Origin of the sequence: Phenylobacterium sp., assembly GCF_035276905.1 — a bacterium.
In the GTDB taxonomy this organism is placed as follows: domain Bacteria; phylum Pseudomonadota; class Alphaproteobacteria; order Caulobacterales; family Caulobacteraceae; genus Phenylobacterium.
In genome coordinates this window covers 1-22,895 of sequence record NZ_DATELG010000362.1, presented here as the reverse complement: position 1 = coordinate 22,895, position 22,895 = coordinate 1, and the positions used below count along the sequence as shown (strand labels likewise).

Annotated in this window: 20 protein-coding genes and 1 pseudogene; 17 read left to right on the top strand and 4 right to left on the bottom strand. The window is 67.4% G+C overall.

Translation table 11 applies throughout. The features are described 5' to 3' along the window. The 10 genes and pseudogenes from VJS38_RS17210 to VJS38_RS17165 form a co-directional block, all read left to right on the top strand. A pseudogene (locus tag VJS38_RS17210) lies at positions 1-285 on the top strand (hypothetical protein); the annotation flags it as partial. A 139-nt stretch (positions 286-424) separates the two neighbouring features. Then, complete coding sequence (locus VJS38_RS17205) at positions 425-1,159, top strand: TetR/AcrR family transcriptional regulator (RefSeq protein ID WP_324089376.1); 735 nt, start codon at positions 425-427, stop codon at positions 1,157-1,159. A 178-nt stretch (positions 1,160-1,337) separates the two neighbouring features. Then, positions 1,338-1,979 carry an RraA family protein gene (locus VJS38_RS17200; RefSeq protein ID WP_324089375.1) on the top strand — a complete coding sequence of 214 codons (642 nt, stop codon included), beginning with the start codon at positions 1,338-1,340 and terminating at the stop codon, positions 1,977-1,979. Positions 1,980-2,005: 26 nt separating this feature from the next. Next, positions 2,006-3,331 carry an aromatic ring-hydroxylating dioxygenase subunit alpha gene (locus VJS38_RS17195; RefSeq protein ID WP_324089374.1) on the top strand — a complete coding sequence of 442 codons (1,326 nt, stop codon included), beginning with the start codon at positions 2,006-2,008 and terminating at the stop codon, positions 3,329-3,331. Further along, positions 3,328-3,987, top strand: coding sequence for a hypothetical protein (locus tag VJS38_RS17190; protein ID WP_324089373.1), 660 nt, complete (start codon positions 3,328-3,330; stop codon positions 3,985-3,987). Before VJS38_RS17195 ends, VJS38_RS17190 begins: the two co-directional genes overlap by 4 nt. Then, positions 3,984-4,640, top strand: a complete 657-nt coding sequence (locus VJS38_RS17185; protein WP_324089372.1) for an RraA family protein — start codon at positions 3,984-3,986, stop codon at positions 4,638-4,640. Before VJS38_RS17190 ends, VJS38_RS17185 begins: the two co-directional genes overlap by 4 nt. Before the next feature lie 273 nt (positions 4,641-4,913). Then, on the top strand, positions 4,914-6,539 hold the full coding sequence (locus VJS38_RS17180; RefSeq protein ID WP_324089378.1) for a fatty acyl-CoA synthetase: 1,626 nt from the start codon (positions 4,914-4,916) through the stop codon (positions 6,537-6,539). After that, entirely contained in the window at positions 6,536-6,946 is a 411-nt protein-coding gene (locus VJS38_RS17175; RefSeq protein WP_324089371.1) for a RidA family protein, read from the top strand. Before VJS38_RS17180 ends, VJS38_RS17175 begins: the two co-directional genes overlap by 4 nt. Before the next feature lie 52 nt (positions 6,947-6,998). Then, a complete protein-coding gene (locus VJS38_RS17170) occupies positions 6,999-8,021 on the top strand; it encodes an amidohydrolase family protein (protein ID WP_324089370.1) in 1,023 nt (340 codons plus the stop codon). A gap of 2 nt (positions 8,022-8,023) precedes the next feature. Continuing rightward, on the top strand, positions 8,024-9,016 hold the full coding sequence (locus VJS38_RS17165; RefSeq protein WP_324089369.1) for a hypothetical protein: 993 nt from the start codon (positions 8,024-8,026) through the stop codon (positions 9,014-9,016). A 27-nt stretch (positions 9,017-9,043) separates the two neighbouring features. On the opposite strand, the gene VJS38_RS17160 is transcribed toward VJS38_RS17165, so the two are convergent. Next, positions 9,044-9,571 (bottom strand): glycine cleavage system protein R, encoded by a 528-nt coding sequence (locus tag VJS38_RS17160; RefSeq protein WP_324089368.1) that lies wholly within the window; start codon positions 9,569-9,571, stop codon positions 9,044-9,046. A gap of 253 nt (positions 9,572-9,824) precedes the next feature. On the opposite strand from VJS38_RS17160, the gene VJS38_RS17155 reads away from it, so the two are divergent. Further along, positions 9,825-11,726, top strand: a complete 1,902-nt coding sequence (locus tag VJS38_RS17155) for a sensor histidine kinase (protein ID WP_324089367.1) — start codon at positions 9,825-9,827, stop codon at positions 11,724-11,726. A 32-nt stretch (positions 11,727-11,758) separates the two neighbouring features. Here the strand turns inward: VJS38_RS17155 and VJS38_RS17150 are convergent, their stop codons facing one another. The 3 genes from VJS38_RS17150 to VJS38_RS17140 all read right to left on the bottom strand — a co-directional run bounded on the left by VJS38_RS17150 (position 11,759) and on the right by VJS38_RS17140 (position 14,025). Then, complete coding sequence (locus VJS38_RS17150; RefSeq protein WP_324089366.1) at positions 11,759-12,316, bottom strand: hypothetical protein; 558 nt, start codon at positions 12,314-12,316, stop codon at positions 11,759-11,761. A 132-nt stretch (positions 12,317-12,448) separates the two neighbouring features. After that, positions 12,449-13,849, bottom strand: a complete 1,401-nt coding sequence (gene otsA, locus VJS38_RS17145) for an alpha,alpha-trehalose-phosphate synthase (UDP-forming) (RefSeq protein WP_324089365.1) — start codon at positions 13,847-13,849, stop codon at positions 12,449-12,451. After that, positions 13,846-14,025: a hypothetical protein gene (locus VJS38_RS17140; RefSeq protein WP_324089364.1), complete on the bottom strand. Its 180-nt coding sequence runs from the start codon at positions 14,023-14,025 to the stop codon at positions 13,846-13,848. The genes otsA and VJS38_RS17140 overlap by 4 nt, the downstream gene beginning before the upstream one ends. A gap of 359 nt (positions 14,026-14,384) precedes the next feature. On the opposite strand from VJS38_RS17140, the gene VJS38_RS17135 reads away from it, so the two are divergent. The 6 genes from VJS38_RS17135 to VJS38_RS17110 form a co-directional block, all read left to right on the top strand. Next, positions 14,385-14,723 (top strand): glycine zipper domain-containing protein, encoded by a 339-nt coding sequence (locus VJS38_RS17135; protein ID WP_324089363.1) that lies wholly within the window; start codon positions 14,385-14,387, stop codon positions 14,721-14,723. A 482-nt stretch (positions 14,724-15,205) separates the two neighbouring features. Next, positions 15,206-16,162, top strand: coding sequence for an HlyD family secretion protein (locus tag VJS38_RS17130; protein WP_324089362.1), 957 nt, complete (start codon positions 15,206-15,208; stop codon positions 16,160-16,162). A 1-nt stretch (position 16,163) separates the two neighbouring features. After that, positions 16,164-18,977 (top strand): ribosome-associated ATPase/putative transporter RbbA, encoded by a 2,814-nt coding sequence (gene rbbA, locus VJS38_RS17125; RefSeq protein ID WP_324089361.1) that lies wholly within the window; start codon positions 16,164-16,166, stop codon positions 18,975-18,977. Positions 18,978-18,980: 3 nt separating this feature from the next. Then, a complete protein-coding gene (locus VJS38_RS17120) occupies positions 18,981-20,108 on the top strand; it encodes an ABC transporter permease (RefSeq protein WP_324089360.1) in 1,128 nt (375 codons plus the stop codon). A gap of 75 nt (positions 20,109-20,183) precedes the next feature. Then, the gene (locus VJS38_RS17115) at positions 20,184-21,566 is read left to right on the top strand and encodes an efflux transporter outer membrane subunit (protein ID WP_324089359.1); all 1,383 of its coding nucleotides are present in this window, start codon (positions 20,184-20,186) and stop codon (positions 21,564-21,566) included. Between the two features lie 12 nt (positions 21,567-21,578). Beyond that, positions 21,579-22,895, top strand: a 1,317-nt coding sequence (locus VJS38_RS17110) for a DUF3141 domain-containing protein (protein WP_324089358.1), incomplete at its 3' end; no start/stop codon positions are given.

Here is a 22,895-nt window from a genome sequence, read left to right as displayed (position 1 = left end):
CCGGTGTCGTCCGACCTCAAGATGTCGCTGGGCGCCAAGGTCACCCATCGCAGCAGCACCCCCGCGACGTTCGGCGGCGGCCCGGAATTCGTGCTGCCGGCCTACAGCCTCGTCGATCTCAGTGCAGGGATCGAAAGCGCCGACGGAAAGTGGAGCGCGCAGATCTGGGGGCGGAACGTGCTCGACAAGTTCTACACCATCAATGCGGCGCATGTTATCGACACCATCACTCGCGTGGCCGGGATGCCGGCGACGTACGGTGTGAAGCTGACCTACCAATATTGACGTTGGCTGCGTCCTCCCGGCTCCGATGGGGTCGGGAGGCGCCCCATTCGACATTGAAAGGGGCGGTGTGCGCGGCCGAAGGCGTCCCTCGCCACGAGCGCTTGCAGTTCACCTCTTGGACAGGATAATAGCCACAAATTTGTCGAATGGGATCAATGTGGCGAACAGCAGCTATCGCATAGGCCCGGTCGCGGTTTCGCCGGCGCCGGAGCCCGAGGGGGAACTGGTCAACAAGAGGCGCCGTCAAGCCAGGTCGGTGGAGACGCGCGCAAAGATCCTGAAAGCTGCGACGCAGGAATTCGCCGAGGTAGGGTTCGAGGGGGCGACGACGAGGTCGATCGCCCATCGTGCGAACTTGCGCCATGCGCTGGTGCTCTATCATTTCGAGACCAAGACAGGCCTTTGGCAGGCCGTCATGCGGGATATCGTGTTCTGGTTCAACGACGCCTTCGAGCGGCGGCTCGCTGGCCTCGAGGGCGTGGAAGACCCGGTCAAGCTGCGCCTCCTCCAGGCCGATTTCATTCGAATGGCCGCCGCGCATCCTGAACTCCACTGGCTGATGTCCCACGAAGCGGGACGCACTGGCGAACGGCTCGACTGGCTGATGGGCTCGCTCGTCGGCGGAACCTTCACCTTGTTCGGCGAATTGATCGCCAACGTGCAGAAGACCGGCCATTACGTTCAGGGCAATCCCTACCACCTCCACTATCTGTTTCTCGGCGCCGCCGCGCGCATCTTCATGCTGGCGGCGGAGGCGGAGCGCTTTATCGGCCGCTCGCCGTTCGAGCCGGAGTTCGTGGAAGAGCATGTCCGCCTGTGCGCAGAGCTGTTCTTTCGCGAACCGGCCGACCCTGTGAAACGCCGCAGCCGCTAACAGACCGAAACGTCGAACCGCCAGGTCGTCGGCGCGTGCTCGGGCGCGTCGGCGCGCGTGACCGCGGCCCCGGCTCTTATCAACCGAATGCGGAAAAATAACTACCTTATATTGTCCAGTCGGATTGACAATGTCAGCCGTCAGGGGGAATTAGAAGAGCAAGTGAAGGGAGGGCCGTGTGGAGGAAGCGACGCGAGATCGCGGGCCTGTCACCGCCGAGATGCTCGAGCGCGCCAGCCGCCTGTCCGCCGCCAGCCTGCATGAGGCGAGCGGCCGCCAAGGCGCCTTGCCGCACATGATCCTGCCGATCGACCGGTCCATGCACGTGGCGGGCCCCGCTTTGCCGGTGCGCTGCCCGGCGGGCGACAATCTCGCCATCCATGAAGCATTGGCGGCCGCCGAGCCGGGCGATGTGCTGGTGATCGACGTGGGCGAGGGCGTGGGCTTCGGGTACTGGGGGGAAATCATGGCCGCCGCGGCATTGGCCCGTGGAATCGCCGGCATGATCATCACCGGCGGCGTGCGCGACGTGCTGCGGCTGACGGAACTTGGGCTGCCCACCTTTTCGGCGGCCGTCACCATTCGCGGGACGGTCAAGAACCGTTCGGCCGACTGGGCCGTTGGGGAACCCGTGCGCATCGGCGAGGTGGTCGTGCGCCGGGGCGATCTGGTCGTGGGCGACGCCGACGGGGTTGTCGTCCTGCGGCCCGCGCAGGCCGCGGCCGCCATTCCTGCCGCCGAGCAGCGGGACCAAAAGGAAATCGAAATAATCGAGGAAATAAAGGCCGGCGCGCTGACGCTAGACGTCTACAAATTCTAGAATTCCGTTCTGGAGAGGATCGCATTGTGCTGCATCCAGAAGAAAACGAGCTTCTGACCCGGATCGAGCCGGGTGCGAAGATGGGAGACTACCTGCGCCGTTACTGGCATCCCATCGCGGGCGTTTCCGAATTCGACAGTCGCGATATCAAGCCTGTTCGCCTGTTCGGTGAAAACCTGGTCCTGTACAAGGATAAGTCGGGCGAGTTCGGGCTCATCGGCCGGCAATGCGCGCACCGCCTGGCCGACCTGGCGTATGGCTTCGTCGAAGAGCGCGGCCTGCGCTGCAACTACCACGGATGGCGCTTCGACAAGGAGGGCGCGTGCGTCGAGCGGCCGTTCGAGGACGTCGTGCGCGGCCTGGAGGGAGGGGCAGGCGCCGGGGGCGGCGGCAAGATTCGCCTGCCCGCCTATCGCGTCCAGAGCCACGCCGGCATGGTCTGGGCGTACATGGGGCCCGATCCCGCGCCGCTGCTGCCCGACTGGGAGCCCTTTTCCTGGAAAAACGGCTTCGTCCAGATCGTCCTGTCGGAAGTTCCGTGCAACTGGCTTCAATGCCAGGAAAACTCGATCGACCCGGTGCATTTCGAATGGATGCACGAGCGCTGGGCGCAGCAACTGAAGGGGCAGGACGGCCCAAGGCCGCCCCGCCACCTGAAGCTCGCCTTCACTGAATTCGATTATGGTTTCTGCTATCATCGCATCAAGGAAGACTCGGACGAGCACCACGAGAACTGGGTCATCGGCCGTGTAGCGCTATGGCCGAACTGTTTCTACTTGACCGAGCATTTCGAATGGCGCGTGCCGATCGACAACGAGAATACCCTGTCGGTGACCTGGAAGTTCACGCGCGTGCCGCGCGAGCAGGAGCCGTACGTGCAGGAGCGCATTCCGACATGGGTCGGGCCGGTCTTCGATGAAAACGGCGATTGGATCACCACCCACGTCATGAACCAAGATTTTCTGGCCTGGGCCGGGCAGGGCGCCATTACCGACCGGACGAAGGAAAACCTCGGCCTGTCCGACAGGGGCATCGTGATGATGCGGCGCCGTTTCTTCGCCGAGCTCGAGAACTTGGCGGCGGGCGGCGAGCCGAAGGGACTGATCCGCGACGCGGCCAAGAACGTGGCGGTGGAGCTGCCGTCCTGGGGCAAGCGCGAATTGCTGGACGGCATGACGAAGGCGGAAATCGAAGCCAATCCGCTCCAGCGGATGTTCGCCACCACCTACGCCTTCCAGGCCGGCCAGCCAGACGATGTGCGCGCGCAGATGGCGGCGGCGACCGGGCTGGAGGCCATCGATTTCACCAGCATCGACCTGACCGGCGTCCTATCTCCCAAGGAAACGCGATGAGCAGTTTGAAGCGCCGGCTTGAAGAGCTGGACACGCCGACCCTTTCCGACGCGCTAGACAAGATGGGCCTGCCCGGCGCGGTGTTCGGACTGATGCCGATGACGGTGACCCGCACGGTCGTGGGCAAGGCCATGACCGTCAAGCTCGGCGCCCCGCTGCCCGGCCTGCCCAAGCGCCATCTCGGCGCGGGCGCGATCATGGCCGCCGAGCCGGGCGACGTCATCGTCGTCGAACATCGCGGCCGCACGGACGTCTCGGGCTGGGGCGGTCTGTTGTCGCGCGCCGCGCTCGCCAAGGGAATCGACGGCGTGGTGATCGACGGCGCTTTCCGCGACATCGATGAGGCGCGGATGCTCGGCCTGCCGATATATGGCCGCGCGGCGGTTCCCGTCACCGCGCGCGGACGCGTCGCCGAACACAGCTTTGGCGAGGCCGTAACGATCGCAGGGGTCGCCGTCGCCGCCGGCGACTGGGTCGTGGCGGACGGCAGCGGCGTCGTCTTCATCACCGCGGCGCGGGCCGAAGAGATCGTCGGCGTGGCCGAGGATATTTTCGCGCGCGAACAATTGATGGTCCGGGACATCGAGGCGGGCCGCCCGATCGGCGAGGTGCTGGGCGCGGCCTATGAAGACATGCTGAAGAAGGACCGGCCGTGAACGATCAGGAACTTTCCGCGCGCCTGAAGAAGGCCGGCGCCACGGCGGTTTCCGACGCGCTCGACCGTCTGGGCATCAAGGGCCAGGCGATCGGGATCGTGCCGGTCGCCCGCACGATGCGCTTCGCCGGTCGCGCCTTCACCATCCGTATGTTGCCGGTCGGCCTGACGGGGGGATCGGTCGGCGATTACATCGACGACGTGGCGCCGGGGCAGGTGGTGGTCATCGACAATGATGGCCGCATGGATGCAACCGTCTGGGGCGACATCCTGACCTGGGTCGCCAGCCAACGCGGCGTCGCGGGAACGGTCATCGACGGCGTATGTCGCGATTCCGATCGCTGCGTCGAACTCGGCTATCCCGTGTTCGCCCGCGCCAGCACGATGCGGACAGGCAAGGATCGCGTCACGGCGGACGCCTACAACGTCGCGGTGCAGATCGCCGGAGTCCGGGTCGAGCCGGGCGATTGGCTGCTCGGGGATGCGGATGGCGTGGTCTGCATCCCGGCCTCGCGCGCAGTGGAAGTCCTGACGATCGCCGAGCAGATCGAAGCCGTCGAGGACGAGATCCGGGAAGCGATCCGGCAGGGCAAGCGCCTCGACGAGGCGCGGCGGGACCTCGGTTACCACGCGCTGCAGACTCGAAGCCGGTAGAGCGTTTGGCGGTTCGAATGAACCGCCGAACGCTCATGAGTTCTTGAAGTTAGACCATTCGCTGCGCCGAACCGGCCGCGTTCGAGCGCCGATTCAGCGCTTTGCGCCGCGCCTTTTGCGGGCGCGGTCGTCGCGCGCGGCGGCCTGCGCCGCCGCCCCGGAGGACGTCATTTTATTATCCAATCGGACAATATAAATTGACAAATTGTCGACTGCGGGCAAGCTTGTCCCGGCCTGTAAACGAAGAGTTCGGAGAGCGTTTTGGCTGGCGGGGTGCATCATCTGGACGGGGCAGCGGAGCCGGCCGGGCCATGCGCCGTCAGGACCGCGCGTCGACACACGCTGGGTGACATGTTGCGGCGTTCGGCCGGACGCCGGCCCGACAAGGTGGCGCTGGTCGCGGGCGAGGTGAGCTGGACCTACGCGGTCCTCGACCAGATGGTCGACCGGGTCGCCGCCGGGATCCATGCGTCGGGCGTCGCGGCGGGAGACCGCGTGGCGCTGATGGCGCGCAACAGCCATTGGTACGTCGTTCTGCGGTTTGCGGTCGCGCGGCTGGGCGCGGTTCTGACGCCCGTGAACTTCATGCTCGCCGCGAGTGACGCAGCCTATGTTCTGGAGCATTCAGGGGCGCGGCTGCTGTTCGTCGACACGGCCTGCGCATCCGTCGCCCGCGCGGCGGTGCGCGGGCTTGAGATCCGCAGCATCGCCATTCCCGACATTCGCGGCGCAGAACCCGAAGCCGAGGGGATCGCGCCATTCTCGACCATTAGCGACCAGGCGCCGGTCGTCCCCTTGGCGCCGCCTCCGATCGACGGCGGCGCGACCGCCCAGATCATGTACACCAGCGGGACTGAATCGCGGCCGAAGGGCGCCATGCTCAGCCACGATGCGGTGTTGTGGGAATATCAGAGCTGCATCGCCGGGTGCGACTGGCGCGAGGACGCGATCCAGGTCAACGCGCTGCCCTTGTGCCATTGCGCCCAACTCGACGCCTTCCTCGGGCCGGCGATCCAGGTGGGGGCGACCAACATCATCCTGGAGGGGCCGGATCCGGACGCGGTCCTGAAGTCGATCGCCGCGCACCGCGCGACGGCCTTTTTCGCGCCGCCCACGGTCTGGATCGCGCTCCTGCGCTCACCGCTCTTCGATCAGGCCGATCTCAGCAGCCTCACGCACGGCTTCTACGGCGCCTCGATCATGCCTGTCGAAATCCTGCGCGAGCTGATGGCGCGGCTGCCCGGCGTGCGCTGGTACAATTGCTACGGTCAGACGGAGATCGCCCCGGTCGCGACGATCCTCGGTCCCGACGATCAGGTGCGCAAGGCCGGTTCGGCCGGCCGCCCGGTGCTGAACGTGGAAACGCGCGTGGTCGACGAGGCCTTGCAGGACGTCGCCGCCGGCGAGGTCGGGGAGATCGTCCATCGCTCGCCCCAGCTGATGAGCGGCTATTGGAACGATCCCGTGCGAACGGCGGACGCCTTCGCCGGCGGGTGGTTCCACAGCGGCGATCTCGCGGTGATGGACGAAGAAGGATTTCTCACGGTCGTCGACCGCAAGAAGGACATGATCAAGACGGGCGGAGAGAACGTCGCGTCGCGCGAGGTCGAGGAACTCCTTTACCAGATGCCGGGCGTGTCCGAAGCGGCGGTGATCGGCCTGCCGCATCCGCGATGGATTGAGATGGTGACCGCGTTCGTCGTTCCGCGGGCCGGTCACATGCTCGATGAGACCAGCGTCATCGCCTACTGCCGAACGGTCACGTCGGCGTACAAGACCCCGAAGCGCGTGGTGATCGTCGATGCGCTTCCGAAGAATGCGTCGGGAAAGATCTTGAAGCGCGAGCTGCGCGACCATCCCGAGGCGCGGAAAGACCCTCAAGAGAAGATGCAGCCATGACGTTCACAGAAAGGCGCAGCATCGACGCGCCGGGATTTTCGCACGGCAAGCTGCCGATTCCGGCGGCCTCGCGGATCGGCCCGTTCATCGCCAGCGGCAACATCTTCGGCTATGATTTCGAGGCTGGTGCGCACCCCGACGACGCCGAAGCGCAGGTGTCGCTCATGTTCGCGCACATGCAGCGCATCGTCGAGGCCGCGGGCGCGACGCTGGGCGATATCCTGAAGGTGACGGTCTATATCCGCGAAGATTCCGTGCGGGCCGCGGTCGACGGTTGCTGGGTCAAGCTGTTCCCCGATGCGGCGTCGCGGCCCGCGCGCCAGGCGATCGCGACGCCGCAAATGCCGCTGAATCGGCTGGTGGCGTGCGACGTCCTGGCGATCGCATCCGACGGGACCCGGACATGAGGCGTCCTGCTGCGCACTTCGCAACGCAATCCAGCCGATCGGGAGGCACGGCATGATCATCGATATTCACGCCCATCTATGGGCGCCGCCGGTCTTGAATCAAAACGGCCTCAATTTGCTGGGCAGCGACGGCAGCTATGCCGGCATGGAGCCCAAGATCGCCGACGACCTCTACCGCGAGCACCTGAGCGTCCAGTTGAAGGCGATGGACCAGGTCGGCACGGATCTGCAGATGGTGTCGCCGCGGCCCTTCACCATGATGCATTCGCGCGGCGCGAGGGTCGTCGATGTGTGGACGTCCTGGACCAACAACGCCATCGCCCAGCAGGTTCGGCTTGCGCCCGGCCGCTTCATGGGCATGGCGGGTCTGCCGCAGGTTCCCGGCCAGCCGGTCGAGCGGGTCTTCCCCGAGATGGAGCGGTGCCTGAACGAACTCGGTTTCAAGTCGATCATCATCAATCCCGACCCCGCCGAAGGGATGGGGAATATTCCGCCGATGGGTGATCCCTATTGGTATCCGCTGTATGAAAAGATGTGCGAGCACGATGTGCCGGCGTTGATCCACGCGGCGTCCTGCTGCAACGGGCGCGAGACCTATTCGAACCACTTCATCACCGAACATTCCATCGCCTTGCTGTCGATGATCAAGGCTGGCGTGATGCAACGATTTCCTAAGCTCAAGATCATCATCGCGCACGGCGGCGGATCCGTGCCGTACCAGATCGGCCGTTGGCGGGCGGAGCGGGGATCATTTCCGGATCTCGGGAGCAGCGGCATCCACGGCCGGCAGTCGACGGCGGTTGGATCCTTCGACGATGCGCTGCGCCAGTTCCATTTCGACACCTGCCTGCACGCCCCGCCGTCGCTGGAATTGCTTGTCAAGGTCGCAGGACCCGACGCCGTCTGCTTCGGCACCGAGCGGATCGGCAGCGGAACCCAGATCAACCCTGACACCGGTCGGTCCTACGACGATCTGAAGCCTGAAATCGAAGCGATGACGTTTCTGTCCGATGCGGATCGGTACAAGATCTTCGAGGGCAACGCCCGGCGGCTGTTCAACGGAATCGTTGGCTGACAATGGCCGAGATCGTCCTTGGCCTCGGCGTGTCGCATACGCCGATGCTGACACTTGACTGGTCCGAGTGGCGGCATCGGGCGGAGGCCGATTACAGCAACACGGAGCTCAATCTTTCCGACGGACGCTTCGTCACATACGCGCAACTGGCGGCGGAAACCGGCAGCCGCTTTACCGCGATAGCCACGCCCGAGCAGTTCGAGGCGGCCGCAAACCGGTGTCAGGCCTGGCTCGATCGCGCGGCCGAGGCGCTGGCGCAGGCGGCGCCAGATGTCGTGATCGTGGTCGGGGATGATCAGGGGGAACTGTTCTCGCCCGCCAACATGCCCGCAATATCGATTTACTACGGCGATGAAGTCATCACCAACGACGAATATGGCAGGAAAGAAAAGCCGGCCTGGATGCGCAAGATGGCGCGTGGCTACGCCATGGACCGCATCCACCATTTCCCCGCTGCGCCGGATCTTGCGCGCGCGCTGATCGCGGGCCTGATCGAGCGGCACGTCGACGTGGGCGCGGCGGCGGCGGTCGCCGATCCCGCGGTCGCCGGCTTCGGCCACGCCTTCGGCTTTGTCGCCGAGCGGCTGTATGGAGATCGCCAGATCCCGATGCTGCCGATCCTGCTGAACACCTATTTCCCGCCGAATGTCCTGCGCTCGGCGCGGGTCCACGACATCGGCAAGGCGGTGCGCGCCTCGATCGAGGAGGCGTCCGATGATCTACGGGTAGCGGTCGTCGCATCCGGCGGGCTGAGCCACTTTGTGGTTGACGAAGCCCTCGATCGGCAAGTGATCGCAGGCCTGTCCAACGGGGACGGCGAACTGCTCCGCGCCGTTCCTCCAGGCGCGCTCAATTCCGGGTCTTCGGAGATCCTGAACTGGATCATGACGGCGGCGATTGCGGGCGGTTTGCACTTGGACTGGGTGGAGTACGAGCCCATTCGACGCACCCCCGCCGGCACGGGGGTGGGCGCGGCCTTCGCCTGCTGGAGGTAGCTCAGCTTCCGTGCCCGAGGCGCCGCCTCACCGCTCCTGGGCCGGCGTAAGCAGGATGTCGACCATGATCTCGGCCGAGATCGCCTCCAGCGCCGCCTGGACGCCCGCCGCCGGCAGGCCGGAGGGCAGGCGCAGACGCGCCTCCATGTGGAACAGCGGGGCGCCGGAGTGGGGCTCGGCGCTGATGCGGCTGTCGAAGGTCTCGATGTTGACGGCCAGGCCGCTCAGGACCTCGGTCACCTGGTGCACGATCCCGGGCCGGTCCTGGCCGACGAGGCTGAACTGAAGCGCCTCGCCCTCCGCGATCGGCGGCCCCTCGACCGCCGGAGCGATCCGCACCTCCAGGCCCTGGGCGTCCACCGCGCGCACGGCCGAGCGCAGCCCCTCGACGCGATCCGGCTGGAGTTCGATCAGCACCGATCCGACGTAGAGCCCGCCCAGCCGGCTGAGGTGGCTCTCGAGCCAGTTGCCGCCGGCCGAGAGGACGGCGCCCGCGAGCGCCTCGGTGAGGCCGGGCCGGTCGCTGCCGATCACGCTCAAGACCAGGGAGGCCATCAGCTGCTCTTCAAAAAAAGCGACAGGGACGGGCGAACGAGCCACGCGCATCGGCCACAGTCAATCCACATAAGCGGCGACCAAGGCCGCAGGACGCCGGCCGACCAAGCTTGTGAGGGGAATCGGGCTCGCCCTCTAATTAGTTGTCTTCCGACCTGGATGATGCGCTTCTTGGTGAAGCACCTAGTTGGCTCCCATGGCGAACCCAGACACGTTTGCAGGTGAGCGGGCGTTTCTGCGCGGGGGCGGCGCGATGGCGGAGCTCATCGCGGCCCATGACTGGGCGTCGACTCCTCTCGGTCCGCTGGAGTCCTGGTCGGCGGCGCTGAGGACGGCGACCTCGACCATGCTGAGCTCGTCGTTGGCCATGGCGATGCTGCTCGGCGACGAAGCGGTCACGCTCTACAACGACGCCTACGCCAAGCTGATCGGTCTGCGCCACCCGGGCGCGCTGGGGTCCAATTGCCGGAAAAGCTGGCCGGAGTTCGCCGGCCTCACCGACCAGGCGCTTCAGGCGGCCCAGCGCGGCGAGCGCCTGACGTTCCGCGACCTCGAACTGACGGTGATGCGGTCGGGCGTCCCCGAACAGGTCTGGGCGAACATCGACTGCTCGCCGGTGCGCGACGAGCATGGCGACGTCCTGGGCGTGCTGAGCATCAACGTGGAGACGACCGAGCGGGTGCTGGCGGAGCGGCGGGCGGTCGCCCAGGTCGACTATCTGCGCAGCCTGTCCGACCAGGCCCCGGGCTTCGTCTGCCTGCTGGGCGGGCCGCCGGACTATGCGGTCGAGTACGTCAACGAGGCCCACAAGCAGCTCTTCGGCACCGGCGACGCCGAGGGCAAACCCTATTTCAAGACCTTGGGCAGTCTGGCCGACGCCGGCCGGCCGGAGGTCGTCTACGAGGCCTTCGCGACCGGTCAGCGCTATGTCGGACGCGGGGATCGGGTCGTCCTCACCACCCCCGACGGCGGCCACGAGGAGCTCTTCGTCGACGTGGTGCTGCAGCCGATCAAGGATCAGGCGGGAAGGGTGACGCGCATCTATGTCGAGGGGTTCGACGTCACGCCCCTGGTGCGCGCCCAGCAGGCGGTGGAGGAGACCGCGCGGCGGCTGAGCGCCGCCGTCACCGTCGCCCGGCTGGGCACGTTCGAGCTGTACGTGGCGGCGGGCGCGCCCGAGGCGAAGCTCGACGATCGCGCCCGTGAGATCTTCGGGTTCGGACCGGACGAACCGGTGACGGTCGAAGACATTATCGGGCGGATCGACAGCGAGGATATGCGGCAGATGGCGGCGGAGGACGCCGACGCCATCGCCATCGGTCACACCCGGCGCGAGGCCGACTATCGCATCCGCCTGCCGGACGGTTCGGTCCGGCATATCAGCGCCGTCGGCGACCTGATGGTCGCGCCGGACGGAATGGTGCTGTGGTCGATCGGCGTGCTCGAGGACGTCACCGAGCGGCGCCGTGCGGAGCAGCGGCAGCGGCTGCTAATCAACGAGCTGAACCATCGCGTGAAGAACACCCTGGCGACCGTCCAGTCGATCGCCTTCCAGACCCTGCGCGCCGCTCCCGATCTGCCGCAGGCCCGGGCGGCGTTCGAGGCCAGGCTGATGGCGCTGTCGGCCGCCCACGACCTGCTCACCGCGCAGAGCTGGCGCGGGGCGCGGCTGGACGAGGTGGCGGCCTCGGCGCTGGCGCCGTTCGAGGCGGTGCAGAGGCCTCAGGTCGCCCGCTCCGGACCGCCGGTCTGGCTGGCGGCCCCGCGCGCGCTGGCTTTCAGCCTGGCGCTGCACGAGCTCGCCACCAACGCCACGAAATATGGCGCGCTCGCCGTGCCGGAGGGCCGGGTGAGCCTCGACTGGCGGCTGGAAGCGGGCGAGCTGGTCTTCGACTGGACCGAGCGGGACGGGCCGCCGGTAAATTTGCCGACCCGCTCGGGCTTCGGCATGCGGCTCTTGCAGCGCAACCTGGCCCGCGAGCTCGGCGGCGAGGTTGCGGTCGACTTCAATCGCGAGGGGCTGCGCTGCCAAATCCGCTTCCCGGTCGAAGACCGCGATCCCGCGGCCGAAGCCGAGCCGGTTTCAACCTCGCCCAGACCGGGACGATTCTGGGCGCCCGACCCCGACGCGCTGCGCACCTCGACGCCCGGCTAGGCGTGAGGTCCGGAAAGGGCGGGCGTCCGGCGTCAGGCGGCCTGGTCGATCTCCAAGCGCCGCTTGCGGACCGTCGTCATCAGCGCCGCCATCCCTTCGAGCCAGCGGTTGCCCTTGTCGACCGCCGTCCGTGCGTCCGGGATGGCCTCGTCCGCCTCGCGCCCGGCGCTCCAGAGCTCCAGCACGAAATGCGGGTGGTGAGGGTCGTCGAACAGATGGCGCAGGGTGACCTGCTTGTCCGCCGTGGCCTCTGCGTCCGCCGCCCAGAGCTGGCCCTTGGCGAAGGCCCAGCCTTCCACCCGCTCGTCGATCACCAGCTCCACGCCGAGCAGCTCCTCGACGCGATAGGGCAGGCACCAGGCGCCGGCGTCCCAGGTGGTCGCCATCATCATGTTGTTGAAATTGAAGCCCACGCCGCGGCCGCCGCCATAGTCGATGACGAACGCGTGGATCTCGCCCTGGAGCACTTTGCGTAGACCCCGGAATATCTGGCGGCCCGGCTCGTTATAGGCGTTCGCCGCCAGCCGCAGCCCCGTCAGCAGGACGGCGGCTGCGGCGACCAGGAGCAGGCACGCGCCGAGCTGCGTCATTGCTGCGTGTCACCTTGCTGTTCGCCCCCGCGAGCTTTCACCATATGCGACGAATCGAATCCCTGAACTGCTGAAAGGCAGTCGCCGGGTACGATATTTTCGGACATCCGTCAGGGGCTGGCGCGGGGCCGCCTAAAGTCCCGATGTTGCGGGCAGGTCCGACGGCGGAGCCGTCTTCAGGGCGTCGACGAAGTTGTCGCGCCAGGCGCCGACGTCCTCGGTGCGCACGCCGTGGACCAGGACCTCCCAGCGGCGGCGGCGCTCGGCGAGCGGCATGGCCAGTCCCCGGCGGATGGCGTCGGCCACCTCCTCGCGGCTGAAGGGGTTGACGATCAGCGCCTCGCGCATCTGCTCCGCCGCCCCGGCGAACTGCGACAGGATCAGCACGCCCGGGTCCTCCGGGTCCTGGGCGGCGACATATTCCTTCGCCACCAGGTTCATGCCGTCGCGCAGCGGCGTGACCAGGCCCACGTCGGCCGCGCGGTAGATGCCGGCGAGCTCGTCGCGGCGGTAGCTGCGGTTCACGTAGCGGATCGGCACCCAGTCGACAGTGGCGTAGGCGCCGTTGATCCGGCCGGAGACGGCGTCCAGGCGCGCGCGGATCTCCTGGTAGGCAGGCACTTCGTTGCGGCTGGGGGTGGCGATCTGCAGCAGGAACACCCGTTCGTGCGCCTCCGGCGTGGTCGTCAGCGCCTCCTCGTAGGCGAGGAACCGTTCTTCCAGGCCCTTGGAATAGTCCAGCCGGTCGACGCCCATGATCATCTGCCGGCCGTTGAGGCTCTCGCGCATGCGGCCGGTCCAGGTGTCGGCGGCCTGGCTGCGCGCGGCGGCCTCGAAGCCCGGCGCGTCGAGGCCGACGGGAAAGGCGCCGATGCGGCAGCTGCGGCCGAAGGCCTGGGCCTCGCCCGCCTCGATCACTCCGTCGACCTCGTCGACGATGTACTCGCGGAAGGCCTGCAGGGAATCCTCCGTCTGGAAGCCCACGAGGTCGTATTCGAAGAGCGCCTCGGCGAGCTCGCGATGGTTCGGCAGGGTGGCGAACAGCCGCCGCGCCGGCCACGGGATGTGCAGGAAAAAGCCGATGCGGTTGCGCACGTCGCGGCGCCGCAGCTCCCGGCCCAGCGGGATGAGGTGGTAGTCGTGGATCCAGATGAAGTCGTCCGCCTCGATCAGCGGCAGGACGGTGTCGGCGAAGCGGGCGTTGACCCGGGCGTATCCCTGGTCGAACGACCGCTCGTAGGCCGCCAGGTCGACGCGATAGTGGAACAGCGGCCAGAGCGTGCGGTTGGCGTAGCCGTTGTAGTATTCCTCGACGTCCTGGGCCTCCAGATCGATCGTCGAGACGGTCACCCCGGCCTGGCGCTGGACGCTGAGCTGGCCGGTGAACTCGCCCACGGTGCGGCCGCTCCAGCCGAACCAGACGCCGCTGTACTCGCGCAGCGCCGCCGAGAGCGCCGTGGCCAGGCCGCCGCCCGTGGCCCCGCCCTCGGACGCATGGACCCGGTTCGAGATGACGATCAGCCGCCCGGTCATCCGGCCGCCTGCGCGGCGAGCAGAAATGCTGGCGCGTCCACGTGAGGATCTTCGATGTTCAATTCGCCGAAATTCGGCCGGTTCGCAATATAAACCTTAGTGTTTTGCGAGCGGTAGGCGGATTTCGTGCGAAGATTTGGGCAATGTTTCCCAATGTGGTTGCCGATGTTTTCCATGTCGGCCAGTATATAGTGAAGCCTTTAGCCTTAGAACGCTGATGGACTTGAACTTCACGTGAGTGACGCTTGGGTCTTGCTCTTGGGGCCTGAAAGGTCTGCGCGGCCGTCGTAATGCCTCGCCGCGGGCAATAAGGCGCCGCCTTGCCGGCGCAGCTCATCGCGATGAATTGACGGCGCCTGGCCGAGCCCGGTCGTATCATGGCGCCCTATGCAGCAAGCACGCTGGCGCTCCACGCCCGGGCGTCGGCATGGGATGTGCTCCACGGGCAGCGGGGGCTGTCAAAGGCGCCGCCGGCCGGGAACTCTTAAGCTCGGCCTGGGTTAGCGGGACAAACGCCAATGAGGAGGGCCTAGCTATGCTGAAGCCAGTGATCGCTTTGGTCGGCGCGAGTCTTATGGTCGCCGCCTGTGGGGAAACCACCCCGGCCAAGGGCGCGCTCGGCGGCGGGGCCGCCGGAGCCGGCGTCGGGGCCATCATCGGCGCCGCCACCGGAACCGCCGCGACGGGCGCCCTGATCGGCGCAGGCATCGGCGCAGCAGCCGGCGCGGTGAAGGGCTGCCGCGACCAGGGCAACTGCGGCGCCACGCCGAAGGACAACAAGCGGCAGTATTATGACGAGAAGGCCGGCCGCTACTACTACTATGACCAGGCCACCGGCCGGTATTACTGGGAAGACGGCTCGCCCCGCTATTGATTCCGGCGGGTTTCGCCCGGAGGCGGCGCGGGTCGATTGCGGACGAGGCCATCAGGTTCGTCCCGCAGCCTCGGGTCGCCGCCGGCGTTGGGCGCGGCGCGCCGTCCGGCGGCTGAGCGCCGACAAATCAAATTGAATCCAGTGTCTTACCGACAGGCCGTCCCGCCGCGTCCCAGGGCGCGCGCGGGTTCGCCCTGGGGGGTTCGATCCGGTGGGGCGCAAGGGCTCAGGTCCTCGGTATTCCACCTGATTTCGCCCCCGGGAGCGGGGGCATAGCCTTACGGCCCAAGAACCAAAATAACGCCCAGCAACTTTATCGCGGGTCCGGGGCCATGGCTGAAGCGGTCGTCGATAAAACCAAGCCCCAGCCGGTGGCTCCCGCCGATAAAGGCAAGGCGTCAACCAAGACAGGTCGAAGGTCCCGGAATCTAACCTTCCTGTTTCTTGGCATAGCGGCGGTCGGCGCCGGCGTGGCGGCTTGGTTGGTCCTGCGTAAACCTGCTCTTCCTGCCGGCTTTGCCGGCGGCAACGGCCGGCTGGAGGCGACGCAGATCTATGTCTCCACCAAGTACCCAGGCCGCGTCGCCGAGGTGCTGGTGAACGAGGGCGACACCGTGGAGGCGGGCCAGGTCGTGACCCGGATGGACATCTCGGCGTTGCAGGCGCAGCTGCGCGAGGCCGAGGCCCAGATCCGCTCGGCCCAGGACGCGCGCAACGCGGCCCAGGCCCAGGTCGCGGTGAAGCAGGCCGACTACAACTACGCCAGCAAGCAGGACGCGCGGTCGAGCGAACTGGTGCCACGCGGCGCCGTCAGCCAGCAGGAAGCCGAAATCGATCACGCCGCCAGCCTGTCGGCCAGGGCTCAGCTCGCCGGCGCCCGGGCGACCGCGGTGCAGAGCGCTTCGCAGATCGAGGCCGCGCGGGCCACCGCCGACCGGCTGCGGGCGGAGATCGCCGACAGCGTGCTGCGTTCGCCGATCCGCGCGCGCGTCGAGCGCCGCCTGGCCGAGCCCGGCGAGGTGCTGGGGGCCGGCGGGCGGGTGTTCACCGTCAACGACCTTTCGGACGTCTACATGTATGTCTACCTGCCCGAGAGCGTGACGGGTAAGGTGCCGCTGGGCTCCGAGGCGCGCATCGTCATGGACGCCGCCCCGCAGTACCCGATCCGCGCCTACGTCTCCTACGTCTCGCCGATGGCGCAGTTCACGCCAAAGACGGTGGAGACCGCCGAGGAGCGGCACAACCTGACGTTCCGCGTCAAGCTGCAGATCGACAAGAACCGGCTGCGCCAGTTCGAGCCGCTGGTGAAGACCGGCCTGCCCGGCATGGGCTACGTCCGCTGGGACACCAACAAGGAATGGCCGGCCAACCTGCAGCCGAAGGCCGTCGTCCCGCAGAATCTATGGCAAGCGACCGGCGCGTCCGCTGGGGCCAAGTAGCATGGACGCCCGCGTCGACAGCACCGAGCGGGCGCGCCCCGCCGACGAGGATCCGTCGCTGTGGTGCGCCCGCATCCTGGAGGTCAGCCAGAGCTACGGCAAGGCGATCGCGCTCGACGACGTCACCCTCGACGTCCCCTCGCAGAAGATGATCGGCCTGATCGGGCCCGATGGGGTCGGCAAGTCGACGCTGTTGGGCATGCTGGCGGGCGTGCGCAAGATCCAGACCGGCAAGGTCGAGGTGCTGGGCGGCGACATCGCCGACCGCCATTTCCGGACCGGCGTCGCCTCGCGCATCGCCTACCTGCCCCAGGGGCTGGGCAAGAACCTCTACCCGACGCTGTCGATCTTCGAGAACGTCGACTTCTTCGGCCGGCTGTTCGGCCAGTCGCGCGAGGAGCGCGAGTGGCGTATCGACGACCTCTTGCGCAGCACCGACCTGGAGCCGTTCCGCGCCAGGCCCGCCGGCAAGCTCTCGGGCGGCATGAAGCAGAAGCTCGGCCTCTGCTGCTCGCTGATCCACGATCCGGACCTGTTGATCCTCGACGAGCCGACCACCGGGGTCGATCCGCTGGCCAGGCGGCAATTCTGGGAGCTGATCGACCGGATCCGCGAGCGGCGTCCGCAGATGAGCGTGCTGGTCGCCACCGCCTACATGGACGAGGCGGAGGGGTTCGAGTGGCTGGTGGCGATGAACGCCGGCAAGGTGCTGGCGACCGGCACGCCCCAGGAGATGCGCGAGAGCGTCGGCCAGCCCACCCTGGAGAAGGCCTTCATCAGCCTGCTGCCGGAGGAGGCCAAGCGCGGGCACAAGGAGCCGGTGATCACGCCCTTCGAGCCGATCGAAGGCCCGCCGGCCATCGAGGCGGAGGGGCTGACCCAGCGGTTCGGCGATTTCACCGCGGTCGACCACGTCAACTTCCGCATCGAGCGCGGCGAGATCTTCGGCTTTTTGGGGTCGAACGGCTGCGGCAAGACCACCACCATGAAGATGCTGACGGGCCTCTTGCCGCCCACCGAAGGGACGGCCCAGCTCTTCGGCCAGCCGGTGAAGGGCGGCGACGTGGAATCCCGCCGCCACGTCGGCTTCATGTCCCAGGCCTTCTCGCTCTACACCGAGCTCACCGTGCGGCAGAACATGATGCTGCACGCCCACCTGTTCGACCTGGCCCCGGCCGAGGGCGTGGCGCGGGTCGAGGAGCTGCTCAGCCGCTTTGGCCTGGAGGAGGTCGCCGACACGCTCGCCGAAAGCCTGCCGCTCGGCATCCGCCAGCGGCTGTCGCTGGCGGTGGCGGTGTTGCACGAGCCGGAGGTGCTGATCCTCGACGAGCCGACCTCGGGGGTCGATCCGGTGGCGCGCGACGGTTTCTGGGAGCTGCTGATCCGCCTCTCGCGCCAGGACAAGGTGACGATCTTCCTGTCGACCCACTTCATGAACGAGGCCGAGCGCTGCGACCGGATGTCGATGATGCACGCCGGCAAGGTGCTGGCCCAGGGCCCGCCGGCGTCGCTCGTCGCCGAGCGCGGCGCGCCCAACCTGGAGCAGGCCTTCATCGGCTACCTCGAGGACGCCGCCGCCGCCAAGGCTGCGGCGGAAGGCAAGGCGACCGGCACGGTCCAGGACGAGGCGGCCGCGCAGGAGGCGTTCGTGGCGACCGAGCCGCCGGCGCACGGCGACGACAAGGCCGGCCGCTTCAGCCTGGCGCGGGTCTGGGCCTTCGCCCGGCGCGAGGCGATCGAGCTTCGCCACGACACGGTGCGGCTGGCCTTCGCGGTGTTGGGCCCGCTGCTTTTGATGGTGGTGTTCGGCTACGGCATTTCGCTGGACGTCAACCACCTGAGCTTCGCGGTCCTCGACTTCGACAAGAGCCAGGCCAGCCAGCAGTACGCCGACGAGTTCCGGGCGTCACAGTACTTCGACGAGAAGCGGCCGATCCCCGACTATGGCGAGATGGACCGGCGATTGCGCAACGGCGAGCTGCGCTTCGCAATCGAGATCCCCTCCGGCTTCGAGGCGGACCTGATCCGCGGCCGCCAGCCGCAGGTCTCGACCTATATCGACGCGGCCATGCCGTTCCGCGCCGAGACGGCCCGCACCTACATCGAGAAGGCCACCGACGACTTCGAGCGCCGCGCGCGCCAGGCCAGGGGACTGCCGGACCGCGAGCAGCCGATCGTCGTCAACACCCGCGCCCTCTACAACCAGTCGTTCGACAGCATCTACGCCATGGCGCCCGGCGACATCATGCTGCTCTTGATGCTGATCCCCAGCATGCTGACGGCGCTCAGCGTCGTGCGCGAGAAGGAGCTGGGCTCGATCGCCAACTTCTACGCCGCGCCCGCCACCCGGGCGGAGTTCCTGCTCGGCAAGCAGCTGCCCTACATCGCGGTCTCGCTGATCCAGTTCGTCACCCTGGTCGCCCTGGCGGTCTTCCTGTTCCAGGTGCCGATCAAGGGCAGCATCGGGACCTTGGTCCTGGGCGGGGTGCTCTATGTCCTGGCGACGACCGGGTTCGGCCTCTTGATCTCGGTCTTCGCCGCGACCCAGACGGCGGCGATCTTCGCGGCGGCGATCATCTCCATTCTGCCGGCGGTGCAGTTCTCCGGCATGTTCGTGCCGGTGTCCTCGCTGACCGGCGCCGCCGTGCTCTTCGCCAAGGCATTCCCCAGCACCTACTTCCAGCAGATCAGCGTGGGGACCTTCACCAAGGCCCTGGGCATGTCGATCCTGTGGCCCAACGTCCTGATCCTGGCCCTGATCGCGGCGATCTACTTCACGATCTCCGTCGCGCTTCTGCCGAAGCAGGAGAAGTGAGCGATGGAACGGCTGAAGCACATCTTCCAACTGGGATTGAAGGAGCTGCTCAGCCTGGCGCGCGACCCGGTGCTGATCTTCCTGATCATCTACAGCTTCACCTTCTCGGTCTATACGCCGGCCAAGCGGGCGGTGATGGACGTGGTCAACGCCTCGATCGCCATGGTCGACGAGGACGACTCCGAGGCCTCGCGGGCGATCAAGCTGGCCCTTCTGCCGCCGATGTTCCTGCCGCCGCAGTCGATCACCTTCGATCAGATCAATCGGGCGATGGACACCGGCCGTTTCACCTTCGTCGTCGACATCCCGCCCAGGTTCCAGGACGACATCGCCCGCAACATGAAGCCGGAGACGCAGATCATCACCGACGCCACGGCGATGAGCCAGGCCGGGCGGGGGCCCTATTACATCCAGCAGATCATGATGCAGGCCGTGCGGCCGTTCTGGCCGCGGGCGGCCGAGCCGGTGAACCAGCCGCTTCTGGAGCTCAACAGCCGCGCACGCTTCAACCCCAACTTCGAGCAGAGCTGGTTCGTCGCGATCAACCAGGTGATCAACAACATCTCGGTGCTGGCGATCTTCCTGACCGGGGCGGCGGTGCTGCGCGAGCGCGAGCACGGCAACATCGAGCACCTGCTGGTGATGCCGCTCAGGCCCTACGAGCTGATGTTCGCCAAGATCTGGGCCAACGGCCTGGTGGTGGTGGTCGCCGCCATGCTGTCGCTGTTCCTGGTGGTGAAGTTCGCCATCGGCGTGCCGATCCGGGGCTCGGTGCTGCTCTTCCTGGCGGGGCTGGTGGTCTATCTGTTCTCGGTGACGGCGCTGGGCATCATGCTGGCCACCCTGGTCCGCTCGATGCCGCAGTTCGGCCTGCTGGCCTTCCCCGTCTTCATCGTCATGAACCTGCTCTCGGGCGGCAACACGCCGCTCGAGAGCATGCCGCAGTTCCTGCAGAAGGTGATGATGTTCGTCCCCTCGACGCACTTCGTCGCCTTCTCCCAGGCGGTGCTGTTCCGCGACGCGACGCCGGCCATGGTCTGGCCCGACATGCTGAAGATGTTCCTGATCGGCAGCGCCTACACGGCGTTCACGCTCTCGCGTTTCCGCAAAATGCTTGCAGCTGTGCAATGAAGAGGTGCGGCGGTGAAGACGAAAGCTTGGAGGACATCGGCTCGCTTCAGCGTTTTCACGGCCGCGGCGACGTCCATGCTGCTGACCGGCTGCACCATGGGGCCGGACTACAAACGCCCCGAGGTGCAGCCGCTGCCGGCGAGCTACCGGTTCCAGCTGTCGCCGGGCGAGGCGACCTCATACGCCGATCTCTCCTGGTGGGCTGCATTTCAGGATCCGGCCCTGCAGAAGCTGATCGCCGAGGCGGTCGCCAACAATTACGACGTCCAGATCGCGGCCTCGCGCATCGAGCAGGCCCGCGCCCAGCTGGGCGTCGCGCGCTCGGAGGCCTATCCGCAGCTCAACTACACCGTCACCGTCGGCGGCCAGCGGGCCCTGGTTCAGGGGCTGAACACCGTAGGCACGGCCGACATCGGCTTCGCCAGCGGCCTCATCGACGCGGCCTGGGAGCTGGACATCTGGGGCCGCATCCGGCGCTCCACCGAGGCGGCGCGGGCCAACCTGTTCGCCCAGGAGGAGGTGCGCCGCGGCGTGATGCTGACGCTGGCGACCGACGTCGCCTCCGGCTACTTCCGGCTGCTGCAGCTCGACCGCCAGCTGGCGGTCGCCGAGGAAAGCACCGGCGCCTACAAGAAGACGTTCGACCTCTTCGACCTGCGCTTCAGGGCCGGCAAGGACAGCAACCTGTCGGTGCAGCGCGCCGAGGCCATCTACAACGCCAGCCTGGCCACCGCGGCCGACCTGAAGCGGCAGATCGCGCAGCAGGAGAACGCGCTCTGCGTCCTGCTCGGCAGCTATCCGCGGGCGATCGCGCGCGCCCGCCTTGCGAACTACTCGCTGCCGGCCACGCCGCTGGGGGCGACCAGCGACCTGATGCAGCGGCGCCCGGACATCCGCGCAGCCGAACAGAGCATGGTCGCCGCCAACGCCGAGATCGGCGTCGCCGTGGCCAACTTCTTCCCGCGCATCGGCCTGTCGGCGATCGGCGGCGGCGAGGGCGTCCACCTGGCGGGGACGAACACCGGCTTCGGCCTGTGGAGCGCCGGCCTCTCGGCGACCGGCCCGATCTTCAACGGCGGCCGGCTGCAGTCGATCTACGAGGGCCAGAAGGCCTACTGGGACGAGACCGTCGCCCAGTACCGCAAGACGGTGCTGGTCGCCTTCCGGGAGACGTCCGACGCGCTCACGGCGCAGCAGAATTTGGCCACGCGGCGCGACGCGCTGGAGGCGCAGGTCGTCAACCTCAGGCAGTCCTTCGACCTGGCGCTGACCCGCTACGACGGCGGCCGGGCCAGTTATTTCGAGGTCCTGGAGGCCCAGCAGCAGCTCTACCCGGTCGAGGGCGAGTTGGCGCAGACCGAGGGCGACCAACTGCTCGCCACCGTCAGTCTCTACAAGGTGCTCGGCGGCGGCTGGAAGATGACCCCCGCGGAATGGAAGCAGGCCGCGGCCCAGTAAAGGAGCGATCCGATGGCTGATCCGCCGCAGCTCGACTTGGACAACCAATCCTATTGGCCTGCCCAGACCTATCGATCCGTTCAGGCGTACTGGATCGACGCCTGGCAGAGGTCGATCATGTTCTTCGATATCCTCCGCGAGCGCGGCAACATCTACTGGGAGCACTCGGCCCAGCCGGTTCCCCACGTGCTGCACTTCGAGGCCGAGCCGCTTCGCGACGGCCGCGCCCTGCCGCGCCCGGTCAACTACGGCCTGGTGCGCATCGTCCCGCCGCCCGACGTGTTGATCGATCCGCTGAAGCCGCCGTTCGTCGTCGTCGATCCGCGGGCGGGCCACGGGCCGGGCATCGGCGGCATGAAGGCCGACAGCGAGATCGGCGTGGCGCTGGCCGCGGGCCACCCGTGCTACTTCATCGGCTTTCGCCCCGCGCCGGAGCCCGGCCAGACCATCGAGGACGTCTGCCTGGCCGAGGCCGCCTTCGTGGAGGAGGTCGCGGCGCGCCATCCGGAGGCGGAGGGCAAGCCGGTCGTCGTCGCCAACTGCCAGGCGGGCTGGCAGACGATGATGATGGCGGCGATGCAGCCGGACATCGCCGGTCCGATCCTGCTGGCCGGGGCGCCGCTGTCCTACTGGGCCGGCGTGCGCGGCAAGAATCCGATGCGCTACAGCGGCGGCGTGATGGGCGGCTCCTGCTGGACCGCCTTCGCCGGGGACCTCGGCTGCGGCCTGTTCGACGGCGCCGCCCTGGTCGCCAACTTCGAGGCGATGAACCCGGCCAACACGTTCTGGCAGAAGCCCTACAACGTCTACGCCAAGGCCGACACCGAAGGCGCGCGCTTCCTCGACTTCGAGACCTGGTGGGGCAGCCCGGTGCTGCTCAACGCCAGCGAGATGCAGTGGATCGTCGACAATCTGTTCATCGGCAACAAGCTGGCCACCGGCGCGCTGCGCACCGCGGAGGGGGTGCGGATCGACCTGCGCAACATCCGCTCGCCGATCATCGTCTTCTGCTCCTGGGGCGACGACATCACCCCGCCCCAGCAGGCGCTGGGCTGGATCACCGACGTCTACGACCACGAGAGCGAAATCGCCGCCAACGGGCAGACGATCGTCTATTGCCTGCACCAGTCGATCGGCCACCTCGGCATCTTCGTCTCGGGCAAGGTTGCGACGCGCGAGCACCGCGAGTTCGCCACCTGCATGGAACTGATCGACCTGGCGCCGCCCGGCCTCTACGAGGCGGTGATCACCGACGTCGGCCCCGACGTCGCCCACCCGGAACTGATCGACGGCCGCTACCTCTTCCGGCTGGAGCCGCGGCGGGTGGAG